Source organism: Mesorhizobium sp. M0998, assembly GCF_040318885.1.
Taxonomy (GTDB): domain Bacteria; phylum Pseudomonadota; class Alphaproteobacteria; order Rhizobiales; family Rhizobiaceae; genus Mesorhizobium.
The window spans coordinates 1-11,704 of record NZ_JAMYND010000078.1 but is presented as its reverse complement, the minus strand read 5'-3'; the positions used below and the strand labels follow the sequence as shown (position 1 = coordinate 11,704).

Annotated in this window: 6 protein-coding genes and 5 pseudogenes; 5 read left to right on the top strand and 6 right to left on the bottom strand. The window is 57.5% G+C overall.

All coding sequences use genetic code 11. From position 1 onward, the window contains the following. Nucleotides 1–68 precede the first annotated feature (68 nt). Nucleotides 69–1,080, bottom strand: a pseudogene (locus NKH59_RS32535) (IS256 family transposase); the annotation flags it as partial. 952 nt (nucleotides 1,081–2,032) lie between these two features. Next, a pseudogene (locus NKH59_RS32530) lies at nucleotides 2,033–2,260 on the bottom strand (autoinducer binding domain-containing protein); the annotation flags it as partial. A 189-nt stretch (nucleotides 2,261–2,449) separates the two neighbouring features. Between NKH59_RS32530 and NKH59_RS32525 the strand changes: the two are divergent. Then, entirely contained in the window at nucleotides 2,450–3,739 is a 1,290-nt protein-coding gene (locus tag NKH59_RS32525) for an ATP-grasp domain-containing protein (protein WP_353024327.1), read from the top strand. Nucleotides 3,740–3,936: 197 nt separating this feature from the next. Here NKH59_RS32525 and NKH59_RS32520 read toward each other — a convergent pair. Further along, a pseudogene (locus NKH59_RS32520) lies at nucleotides 3,937–4,553 on the bottom strand (IS110 family transposase); the annotation flags it as partial. 233 nt (nucleotides 4,554–4,786) lie between these two features. On the opposite strand from NKH59_RS32520, the pseudogene NKH59_RS32515 reads away from it, so the two are divergent. Both NKH59_RS32515 and NKH59_RS32510 read left to right on the top strand, forming a co-directional pair. Further along, nucleotides 4,787–5,053 (top strand): annotated as a pseudogene (locus NKH59_RS32515) (integrase core domain-containing protein); the annotation flags it as partial. Between the two features lie 335 nt (nucleotides 5,054–5,388). After that, nucleotides 5,389–6,180, top strand: a complete 792-nt coding sequence (locus NKH59_RS32510) for a helix-turn-helix transcriptional regulator (protein WP_353024325.1) — start codon at nucleotides 5,389–5,391, stop codon at nucleotides 6,178–6,180. A gap of 169 nt (nucleotides 6,181–6,349) precedes the next feature. Here NKH59_RS32510 and NKH59_RS32505 read toward each other — a convergent pair whose 3' ends face one another. Continuing rightward, a complete protein-coding gene (locus NKH59_RS32505) occupies nucleotides 6,350–7,642 on the bottom strand; it encodes a hypothetical protein (protein WP_353024323.1) in 1,293 nt (430 codons plus the stop codon). 283 nt (nucleotides 7,643–7,925) lie between these two features. On the opposite strand from NKH59_RS32505, the gene ectB reads away from it, so the two are divergent. After that, entirely contained in the window at nucleotides 7,926–9,200 is a 1,275-nt protein-coding gene (gene ectB / locus NKH59_RS32500) for a diaminobutyrate--2-oxoglutarate transaminase (protein ID WP_353024321.1), read from the top strand. Between the two features lie 194 nt (nucleotides 9,201–9,394). Here ectB and NKH59_RS32495 read toward each other — a convergent pair whose 3' ends face one another. Then, nucleotides 9,395–9,610 (bottom strand): hypothetical protein, encoded by a 216-nt coding sequence (locus tag NKH59_RS32495; protein ID WP_353024319.1) that lies wholly within the window; start codon nucleotides 9,608–9,610, stop codon nucleotides 9,395–9,397. 67 nt (nucleotides 9,611–9,677) lie between these two features. Between NKH59_RS32495 and NKH59_RS32490 the strand changes: the two genes are divergently transcribed. After that, complete coding sequence (locus NKH59_RS32490; protein WP_353024317.1) at nucleotides 9,678–10,538, top strand: IS5 family transposase; 861 nt, start codon at nucleotides 9,678–9,680, stop codon at nucleotides 10,536–10,538. A 309-nt stretch (nucleotides 10,539–10,847) separates the two neighbouring features. Here the strand turns inward: NKH59_RS32490 and NKH59_RS32485 are convergent. Next, nucleotides 10,848–11,588, bottom strand: a pseudogene (locus NKH59_RS32485) (IS5 family transposase). Nucleotides 11,589–11,704 lie beyond the last annotated feature (116 nt).

Here is an 11,704-nt window from a genome sequence, read left to right as displayed (position 1 = left end):
GAAGAAACAGGCTCACCTGAGCCGAACAAAGAAACGCAACAGGAATCGAAAAAGTCGAAATCAGGCTTGTCGATGTCATCCGTCGTGTAGATGATCCGGCGCACGCTTTCTGGGAAGGCGAAGAACGGCACGACGTGCTGCCAGTTGCGCCGCCAGCTCTGAGTGATCGCCGGATATCGCTGGCCCCAGTAGCCGGCCTCGAATTCCTCCAGGGCCTTCATGCCGGCTTCGGCGTCCTTGGCCCGGTAGATCGCACGCAGCGCCGGCACGACGGGCTTGCGGTCCTTCCACGACACGAACTCCAGGGAATGGCGGATCAGGTGCACGATGCAGGTTTGAACCACGGTTTGGGGGAAGACGGCGTTGATCGCCTCGGGAAAGCCCTTTAGGCCATCGACGACGGCGATCAAGACGTCGGCGACGCCACGGCTCTTCAACTCGTTCATGACGCGCAGCCAGAACTTGGCGCCCTCGGTCCTCGATCCAGATGCCGAGGATCTCCTTCGTGCCATCCGGCAGGATGCCGAGCGCGATATAGATCGCCTTGTTGCGGACGAAGCCCTCGTCGCGAATTTTGACCCGGATGGCCTCGAAGAAGACCAAGGGAAAGCAGGCGTCCAACGGCCTGTTCTGCCATTCGGCGACCTCCTCAAGCACGGCGTCGGTGACGGCCGAGATCAGGTCCGGCGAAATGTCGATGCCATAGAGTTCCTCCAAGTGGCCACGGATCTCGCGCACGCTCATGCCGCGCGCATACATGGATACGATCTTGGCGTCGAAATCGGGAAAGCGGCGCTGATACTTTGCGATCAAGTTCGGGTCGAAGGAGCCGGCATGGTCACGCGGAATCGAAAGTTCGAGCTTCGATGTGCCCGTCAGAACCGTCTTCTTCGAATGTCCGTTGCGCTGGTTCGCCAATCCTGTGGCTTGCTCCCCGTCAAGATGATCGTCCAACTCGGCGTTCAGTATCCGCTCCGAAAGCGCCTTCTTCACATCGTCGAGCAAACCGTCCTTGGCAAACAGCTCCTGTGGGTCGCGCCCGGCAAGCAACCGATCCAGTACTTCCTTCTCAATGGCCATGCGATGATTCTCCTTTCCATCATCATGGCCTCACGCACAAGATTCCTGACAGTCCCACCGTTGGTCGGGCTCCGCGCAGGCCAATCGAGCGCGCTGCCTGAAGAAAGATGGCGATCAGGTACTGAGTCGGACGAAGCGCCGGTGGTCGAAACGAACAGCGCGAGGTTCAAGCGCCGGCGAAGCGCAGCCAAGTACCAATCCATCGTGAAGCTGCAGCAAGCGGCTCTTGTGAACCTTGGTTTGCCGGACGATCAGATCATCGGACGTCAGCCCATCGAGTTGACCGGCAAGGGCTTTGCAAATGCGAACTCCGGTGGACGAAGCGTGGCCCAGTCGATATCGAAGTCAATCCGCGTCTTGCAGTCACACCCGATCTTACCGGCGGCCCGACTTGATAGCCGCCAGCGAAGGCGTCGCGCAGGCTGTCACGAAGCGCGATCCTTGCCTCCAATGTCTCCTCCCTATGATAACGCATCAACCTCTCTACCTCGTGAGGGAGTTGAATGCGCAAGCAACCTTTGGCTCTTCAGCCACGACCGCCCTTCCGATTTTGCGGCGACGACCGGGGCGTCCAGAAACCAGTCGGCCAGCAGACGATAGGAAGGCAATCCTTCGTTGGTCTCCCCATCGCTCCGAAATAATCGACGAGATAGACGCGGATCGGGCTCCTAGACCGCGCGATATTGAGGGCTGCGTATTGATCGAAGGTCCAAACACATGCCGGATGCCGCGGGTCAGGCACCAGCGTCGCTGGCCACGCGCTTCCGGCGGAAACAAGGTTCGCGGTAGTCTGCCGTGCCCGCAAGACCGTTGAGACATTCAAGTGCCCATAGGCGGTGTTTCAACTGCAGGCGGGCCAGATCGCGTCGATAGGGAGTCGGACGGGCTGAGTAACACTCGCACCCGAAGCGGCGGTGCGCGGCTTCATGCCCAAGATGCAGGCGATATCCTAGGCGGACTTGCCGCGCGCCGCCCACTGCAGGTGGCGAACATGAATGTGAAAGCAGGTCGCCATGAGCTGAAGAGCTTGGTCATACCGTTCAGCGACCCGAAGAAATGCCGGATAGGGCTCATCAGCGGCAAAAGTAACCGCGGCATTGCAGCCGCGGCGATGGATAATCGGGATGGTCAAACCACAGCAGATGCCGAACTCGGCCTCCTCATCGAACAGCCTCTGCTGAACCTGCGATGTCGCAAACCCGCGCATCGTCGCAACAAAACCTTCAACTAAGTTTACAGAACCTTTGCCACTGCAAAATCTCTGGCAATGGTACCTTCAACGCGAAGTCTGAGGTCAGGCACGGCTAAAAAAGGCTGATGCTGGTTTCCGCTCGGACCGCCGCATAGCACGCAACATCGGAGAACAGCCATGGCAAAAAGAGCGCTCATCCTTGTTGAAGGCAGTATAACGGGTAATGGTCTGCTCTACGTCCAAGCGGCCATGCGTCTTGGTCTTCAGCCAATTACACTGTCAACTGATCCAACTCGCTACGACTATCTTGGGGCGGAAAGCACTGAGGCAATCCGTGTTGATACAGACAATCTCGATGCGCTGATCCGCGAGTGTTCCCGTCTGCGTGAGGCTTTTGACATTGTTGGCATTACGAGCTCCTTGGAGAACGTCTATGCAACAGTTGGCACGCTATGCCAGCATTTCGATCTACCGGGTCCGAACCCTACATCGATTGAACGATGCTGCAACAAATTCGTTCAACGTCAACTCCTCGCGCAGGCTGGCGTTCCAATACCTGCTTATCGCTTGGCAGCGAATGCGACGGAGGTAGAAAGCTCTGCCGCGGAGATCGGCCTGCCGGTAATTCTTAAGCCGGCCGTAGGCAGCGGCAGCAGCGGTGTCCGATTGTGCCGGACCGTCAGTGAGATAGCCGAACATACGACCTATTTGTTGGGTGGGAAGCACACATGGCCGTCTTCGCCCAGGATACTGGTCGAAGAATTCGCACAAGGCGGCCATTATATCGCTCAGATAATGGGAAACGAGGTCATTGGAATCACCGCCGCCGAGTTCCACCGCCCACCGCATTTCGTCTTTCGGGGGGGCATCTTTCCGGCCCCGCTGACTGATGAGGAGCATGAGCGTATCGCGGATGTTTCGCTGAGCTGTTTGCGAGCCCTCGGCCTTGGCTGGGGGCCAACGAACATTGAAATCCGGTGGGCGAAGCGTGGCCCGGTCGTCATTGAAGTCAATCCGCGCCTTCCTGGCACGCCCGATCCCCAAATGGTGCAGCTGGCTTATGGTATCGATCTCACAACTGAGCACATCAAGCTTGCCACCGGCGACGGATGGAATCTGCGCAGAAGACATTCGCACACGGCGGCCGCGCGGATCCTAGTTCCTGATCGCGATGGCATCCTTGATTGGATCGATGGCGATACTCGGGCGGCTGCTGTACCAGGTGTCGCCCAGGTCAAGTTGAACATTGAACCCAAGACGCCGATCGTCAGGAAAGGCGATTACCGAGACTGTATCGGATATGTTATCGCCACTTCACCTAGCCTCGCTCGGACCGAGGCGATACTTCAGCGTGCCGTCGACTTAATCAGTTGGTCGATCACACCATTTCCAACCCTTGGCGAAGAGGAACAATCAGCGTCCCCTCACCTCTCCGCGCGAGCGGATGTGGCGCTAGGCAATAGGTGATCGCATGGCTTATAACGCCGCGCTGGAGAAAAGGCCCATCGCCCGGAACTTCGCCGCCGATGTGTATGGCTGGATCATGGTTTCAAGCGCATACAAGCTTGCGGCGCGTTTGCAGCCCCCTGATAGCGAGTTCCCCTCGAATTGCAGCTGCAGACCCGAACAACAGTTGCGGCCCGGCCCCATGTCACTCGATGTACGGCGATATCCGCCTCGACCACAGTCAACGCCTCGTTGATCTGGTTAATCAAGCCGAGGTGGCGCTCGATGGCGGCGCGCTCATCCGCAGGCAATATTTGCCTCGTCAGCCATTTGCGCCGGCTGATCCCGACGAGGTTCCCATGCGGACACGGCGGGATCAGGTGGGCGTGGAGGATTGACTGGATCAGGTTCTTCAGCCGCGAACGCTGGCGAACCAGCTGTGTCCGCCTGGTGACCTGTCTTCGGAGGGCAAAGGTCCCCGGATCCGGAACCCAGACCTCCGGCAGAAAGCCCGAGGCGTAGAGCTTCGCAAGGACAGTGGCGTCGATCGTGTCGTCTTCACCTTCGCGTGCGCGATCATGTGCACCTGCTTGGGATTGGCGATCACGATCCGATCGACGTAGGGCGACAGCACTTCAGCGACGGCAGCAGCATTGCCCGTGGCCTCGATCACCACATGATCATCGTGGGTGAGTTCCTTCCTGGCGAACTCCTCGAGCTTATTGCGCAGCATTTGAACGCGGCCGAGCTTGACGATCTTGCCATCAAGCAACGACACGACCTCGGCGGCTACGCGGTGTATGTCCATGCCGATAATACGTACGGTTCCCTCCATCGTTGGTCACGAACAGGGAGCGAGCGGGCAACACGACAAATACGGATCCGCGCTCGCAGCGCATCCGGGCGAGTCGTAGGGGCGGCTAGATAATGTGCTCGAACTCGCAGTTCATCTGCATACGACGGCCTGCCCGCACTTGCGTGCTCCCGGTGCCCCGTGGCCCGGATGCGCCAACCTTAACGAACCTGACGTACCGAACAAACGATGGCACCAAGAACATCATGCCGGATAATGGCTTCATCGAGAGCTTCAACGGCCGACTGCGCGATGAACTGCTCAACGAGACGCTGTTTACTTCGCTGGCTCAGGCACGCGTCGCCATTACAACACCGCGCGGCCCCCAAATCGCCTGGCAGACACCGGCCGAGTTCGCCACCACCTTCAATCTGCGACGGTCGCTCGCGCTGCGCTATGCCAAAGGCTCCGCGCCAGCGCCCGTCGCTTCACCCGCCCAGCAGGGCACAACCCACGCCGGAAACGAACTCAAAACTGGATAGAAAACTGGGGCAACTCAGTAGAAACCATCGATTTTGTCCGCGACGATTTGTGAAAAGTTGTACATAGTAATGTATATCGCAAGTTACATTTCCGAAAGCCTTGCGTAAGCTACACTTTACATAAAATAACCTACGCGTTGCGGTGAGCTGATAAATTGTTGACGAACGCCGGCCCCGCCTTTGACGATGCCGCCTGCCGAGGACGTAGCACAGAGCCGCGACCACACAGCCAGCTTGGTGCATCAGCGATTTCGTCCGGCGCAAATGGCTGCGGAGGAGAGACTATGGAATGCCCGCGGACTGTGCTCACTCGAATTTGAGGGCTGGTAGCCAGAGTGTCCGACCAGTTTCCTTTGGCCCCCTCGATGCGTTTCCCACACTCACCCAGCGAGCCGTTTGCAGTCGAGTTCGGCCGATTTCTCGACCAGACCGATGGTGTCGCTCAACCCGAACACTTGTTCGACCTGTTATCCGCCTTTGCCCTAAATTTTGAATGTCCGTGGATCGCCTATCACTCTCTTACACCCGACCAAAAGTATTTGAAGCCGGACCGCCACGATCCGGCAGTCATGCTGAGGTATCCTGATGAATGGCAGGAGCGCTATTTCGAAATGGGTTATGATCGGATAAATCCGATCATAAAGAAGAGTCGAAAACGGGCAGCCGCCTTTCGATGGAGCGAGGTATACAACGATGCAAGCACGACTGAAAGCGAACGGCGCTTTTTCGATGAGGCTTCGACGTTCGGCTTAAGATCGGGCATTACTGTTCCGTTACATGGCCCCGATGGCCGCCTCTCCATCATGAGTTTTTCCAGACCTTGCGCCCGAGAATTCCAAAATAGAACAATCACCTACCTGCAACTTGCCGCGTTACATTTCCATACAAGGACCGCGAACTTTGCAAATACGAATGTCATCGAGCAGGCTCCTGACCTTTCTCTAAGAGAGAAAGATTGCATTCTATGGACAGCAAGAGGAAAGTCGTCTTGGGAAATAGGCGTTATCTTGGGAATCTCGAAAGATACTGTCAACTTCCATATAAAGAACGCAATGCGAAAGTTTGATGTAACCAGCAGAACGGCGGCGGCTACGAAAGCATTGAATATCGGAATTATCGATTTATAAAACGTTCCCAGAGAAACGAGGTGTCTAAATCTCTATCTGTATTACCAGCGTCGCACGAAGTGCGAGTTCTTAGGATCAAATTGTGATCAACCGCGGTTGCGCTACGAGGTTTCCTTGCCTGCACCTTCGGGGCGGCGACAGCGATGAGGTCCAGATGGGAGCGTGCGCACTAACCCAGATAGACGTCCGACAGATCTGCAAAGAAGTGTATATCGCCTGCGATTTGCTGAAGCTGTTCTTGCGGTGTCGCTGTCTCTCTCAACCGTTCGCGATTGCGTCGGCGGGTGGCATCCGAAAATGGAAGTCCGGCACACGACAAGTAGCGAATGGCCCCTTGTGGATCTCGAACTGGGATGACGTCACCCCGCGTGGAATTACTGGGACTGAACGGCACATCAAGCCGGCCTTCTTTGAACGCTTCCAATATGGCCATGTGAATATCCCTAGCACCAACAAGCGGCTCGATCATCTCCGTCACCTCTCGGTCGATCCAATGCATCTCTTCCACAATAGCCGATTCGTCGAGTTTGATGAAATCGAACATCCTCGCTAGGCCGCATCTGGTCAATCGGATCCCGTCAACGTTGGCCTCCACCGTTGGGATACCGAGCGCCTCCTCACAGGTCTTTGTGACAACCTTTGCGGCGCCTCCGAGCTTCGCGACCACCCCCCCAAGCAGGATAAGAGCGCTCGCTTTTGCTTTGTCCCGGGGAAACGGCCCCATGTATTGATGCAGGACGGGATAGACACCCGGCACGAAGGATAAGTATCGCCGTGCGAGCGTATCGATAGATCGCAACGCTGCGATATCCTGCAGCGTATTGCCACCCTGGGGGTAAGCGATCAGCAGACACTGTACTCCGTCGCGCGCAGCGCTGATCGCTTCAAGAAAGGCGATCGCCAACGATGTTGAAGGTGGCATCAGAACCGCTGTGAGGGTGCCGAACATCTCCCGCGACACAATGACGTCCTGATCGGCAAGTTCTCCGCAAATGCGATCAATTCTACGCCAGGAAGCGATTGACTCTTCAAGTGGCACTTTCTTGGCATATGGCAGATTGTAGGTAAGGCCGCCGCCTTCGAAAGAGGTAATCCCAGATGCAATCGCAGTTTCGAACAGATGGTCGGCAATCGGTGAGCCGTGGCGAATATCGAGAGGCTGCTTCGTTCTCTCGTTGAGATCGCGCCCTCTGCGCCAGCCGTGAGCGACCAATGGGTATCCGTTCAGCGCCGCCGGGTTCGTGTGGAGTATCCGGCTGGCATGTTCAAACATTCCAAGCCGGGAATAGGAATCAATGGTTAGGGCCAAAATATCCGGACTGACTTCAGCCTCGATCCTGGATAGAAGCCTCAGCATCTCGTCATGGCCACCGACGCCGGATCTGGGCTGAACGGCGACCGCACCCGTCCTTTTTGCCTCTGCAACCACCTGCGCGACGCAGGGCTTGTTCAGGCTTTTCACGAAATTGCACGTGTCTGCCAGGGTGGGGAGTTCGTGCGTACGGGGCATGAGATGCAACTGCGGGGTTTCGATTCTTACTCGGCGAGTACCAAGGAACGGCCGCTTACGATACTACGATATTGGGTAGGCGCACGGACCGAGATTGCCGTCTAGTCTAAAACCGCTGAGCCGCCGTCGGAATTCGGAGTAGACGCTGCTTACGGGGGCGACTTGGGAATCGCGGCGACCGGTTCCGGAATATGGGCGCTGGTGCTGTGGGGCATCGTCTGGTTGAGGAAAAATCATGCTTCAAGAGAGTAGCTCGAACTCACTATTTGCCTTTGAAAACCTCGAATCGAACGTGCGGTCATACTCGCGATCATTTCCTGTTGTATTCAGGCAAGCCGCAGGAGCCATTCTCAAGGACGAAAATGGCGTCGAGTTCATCGATTTTCTCTCTGGCTCGGGCGCCCTCAACTACGGTCACAACGATCCCGACTTCCTGAATGACGCCATCCAATACTTGCGCTCAAATGGCATTATCCACGGTCTTGACATGGCTACGTCGGCTAAAAGAGAGTTTATTCAGTACTTTGACTCGACAATGTTGCAGCCTCGTGGCCTAGTATATAAATTCCTGTTTCCAGGCCCCACTGGGGCGAATGCCGTGGAGGCGGCTTTGAAACTCGCACGCAAGGTCACTGGTCGGCACAACATAATTTCATTCACCAACGGCTTTCACGGAGTGAGCTTGGGCGCGCTTGCGGTAACGGGCAATCGATATTACCGAGATGCGGCGGGCCTTCCTCCGATCGGCGCAGTGTTCATGCCCTACGACGGGTATTGGGATGCCGACAAGGACACTTCGGAATATCTGGACAGGATGCTTGCTGACGCAAGCAGTGGTGTCGAATTGCCGGCAGCCATCATTCTGGAAACCGTCCAAGGCGAGGGAGGCATCAGGCCTGCGAGCAAGAACTGGCTGCAGTCGGTCGAACTGCTTTGCAGAAAAAACGGCATCCTTCTGATTATTGATGACGTTCAGGCAGGCTGCGGACGAACGGGCAATTTCTTCAGTTTTGAGTTTGCGGGTTTATCGCCGGATATCGTTGTTTTGTCGAAGTCTCTCAGCGGCTGTGGACTGCCGCTGTCCCTTTTGCTGCTCAAACCCGAACTAGACGTTTGGCGGCCGGGCGAACATAATGGAACTTTCCGAGGTAACAACCTAGCATTCGTGACCGCAACGTCTGCGTTGCGGAAATATTGGGCGAATAAAAAGCTGTCAGGCAGTGTTACGGAAACGGGACGAATCCTGAGCGAGCGCCTTCGGCAGGTTGCACAAGGCAGCCGAGATTTCAGCCTTTCCGTGCGCGGAAGGGGCATGATGCTGGGCCTCGATTGCGGCATGGGCAAACTGGCCGAAAAAATCGTCCGCAAGGCCTTTCAAGATGGGCTGGTGGTAGAGCGATGCGGCGCAGAGGGCCAGGTCATCAAAGTTCTTCCTCCTTTGACGATTGACCGGCAGACGCTTCAACGTGGTCTGGACATTCTGGACAAGTCCGTGCACGCAAGCGCCTGAAGGAGTTGTCGACCACCGTCGCTAGAGCAGATTCGACTTACTCCGGACGCGAGCCGGCTGCCTCAAAATAATGCCTGCATTCCTCGGCTGTGAAAGCTGCGAGGCAGCTGGCCACGACCGACCAGAGGTCGTCGATGGTTCGGGCTGCAGCCCTTCTCAGAGCCCGTTTGAGAATGGAGCGTAAGGGTGCTCGGTTAAGCGGGGTGCACTGCGACCAGCCGTTCTTCGCCGTCGCTGAAGGTTCTCAGTTGCGCTGCGACGATGCTGCCGGGAGCGAAGGTCCATTCCTCACCATCCGGCATGGATCCGAGTATCTGGTAAGTTCCGTCGTCGAGGGTTTTGACGGCAACCGGGCGCCACACGTCGGTGCCTTCGTTCAGCAGTGGCATGAGCAGAGCGGTTAATGTCATGGCGTTTTCCTGAGCTGCCGTCAGATCGGTACTTCTGGTATGGCGTGATCCGTGATTCAAGCTCGGGATGTGGACCCGAGCAAGCCGTAGCCGGATGGCTGATCTTGAAAAGCGAGCGAAGCGCTACCCGACGGATCTCACGGACGAAGAATGGGCCATTGTCCGCTCGTTCCTGCCAGCGCCGCCTAAACGTGGCCGCAAGCCATCGACCGACCTGCGGGAGGTGCTGAACGCACTGCGCTATCTCGCGCGTTCGGGTGGTGGCTGGCGGATGCTGCCTAAGGATTTCCCGCCTGGCAGACGGTCTACTGGTGGTTCCGGCGCTTTGTGCGACGGCTGCTGTTCCGCACGATCCATGACGTGGCGCTCATGCTCGACCGTGAACAGGAGGGTCGCGAGCAGAGCCCGAGCGCGGCCGTCATCGACAGCCAGTCGATCAAGGCACCCGTGGCTGAAGAGCGCGGCTTTGAACGCCGCGAAGAAGGTTGTCGGTCGCAAGCGCCACATCGCCGTCGACACCGATGGACGGCTGCTCATGGTCAATCTCACCACCGCCGACATCTCGGACAGCGCCGGCGCTCAGTCGATCGTCGGAAGCATCCGGAAGCGATGGCCTTGGCTCAAGCACCTGTTCGCCGATGGCGCCTATGACCGCACCAAGCTGATGGATGCCGTCGGCTACCGCGACTTCGTTCTCGAGATCGTCCGCAGGAGCGACGCCGAGCCTGGCTTCAAAGTGCTCCCGAGACGTTGGGTCGTGGAGCGCACCTTCGGCTGGATGACACGATGGCGCCGGCTCGTTCGCGACTATGAACAACGGCTCGACGTCTCCGAAGCCATGATCCACCTCGCCCTAGGCAGCTTGCTCCTGCGCCGCATCCCCCCCTCACCCCTGACCATTCTCAAACGGACTCTCAGGAGGCCTTGAGTTTCGAGAAAGCCATCTCGATCGGGTTGAAGTCGGGCGAGGGAGGCGGCAGGAACAGGAGCCGCGCGCCAATCTGTCAATGACCACTGAATCGGGACCCTGGTTTTTCGCGCCCGGCGTTCGAACAATAAGGCTCATGAATAGGACCGGCTAGCCCATGGATCCGACAACCAGAGAGAGGTAAAAGATGAAGACATGATCTACCCTTGGCTCGGAACTCCCCATGAGGCGTACCTCGCCTGTCGCTTGCGCTCGGACGGGCCGCGCCATTCCTGAGGATTCCGACGGCCGACTAAGGCCTGTTGAGATTCATCGTGAGTTTATGACGGCGGCAGCGAGATGGATGATGGCGTTGAAGCTCTGGTCGGTTTTGTCAGCTCGCATGGCGATGCGCTTGAACTCCTTGAGTTTGCAGAAGAAGTTCTCGATGAGATGACCCCATTTGTAGAGTTCGAGGTCGAGAGGCAGCGGCAGGGCGCGCCTCTGATGCTGCGAGATGACGATCTTGGCGCCGCGCTCGTTCAGATCGGCGATGATGGTGTTGCTATCGAAGGCCAGTCGGCGATCAGCCCGCCGAAGGCGAGGCCGTCGATGAGCGGCGCGACGCCCACCGTATCGAAGCGATGCCCAAACGAAGCACGAGATTGCCGAGCGCATCGGTGAGCGCAAGAATCTTGGTGGTCATGCCGCGCTTGGAGCGGCCTATGGCCTGGCGTTGAGTCCCCCTTTTGCGCCCTGGCCGTGGCGGTGGACCTTGACGATGGTTGCGTCGACCATGGCGTACTCCATGTCCGGCTGGTCCGAACAGGCCTCGAAAAGCCGAATGAAAACATCGGCTTTGACCCAATCGCGGTATCGCTTGAAGACGGTGTTCCAGCTTCCGAAGAAGGCTGGAAGGTCACGCCACGGGCTTCCCGTGCGCACGATCCAAAGCACGGCCTCGATGAAGCGGCGGTTGTCGCTTCCGCTTCGACCAGGGTCGATTGGCTTACCCAGGCAATGCGGTTCCATCTTCGCCCATTGGGCGTCAGTCAGCACAAATCGTTCCATCCAAAGCTTGAATCACAAACAAGCCCGAAGTGGAATCTGGAGGCTTCTGTGAGGTCCGCATGCTCGACGGAGTGGGCGGACTGGTTGTCGGACCTCATTGCAAGCCGGATTGAACG

Coding starts and splice junctions, on each gene's coding strand:
- ectB (WP_353024321.1), top strand. CDS start 7,926: ATGCTTCAAGAGAGTAGCTCGAACTCACTATTTGCCTTTGAAAACCTC.
- NKH59_RS32525 (WP_353024327.1), top strand. CDS start 2,450: ATGGCAAAAAGAGCGCTCATCCTTGTTGAAGGCAGTATAACGGGTAAT.
- NKH59_RS32490 (WP_353024317.1), top strand. CDS start 9,678: ATGTGGACCCGAGCAAGCCGTAGCCGGATGGCTGATCTTGAAAAGCGA.
- NKH59_RS32495 (WP_353024319.1), bottom strand. CDS start 9,610: ATGACATTAACCGCTCTGCTCATGCCACTGCTGAACGAAGGCACCGAC.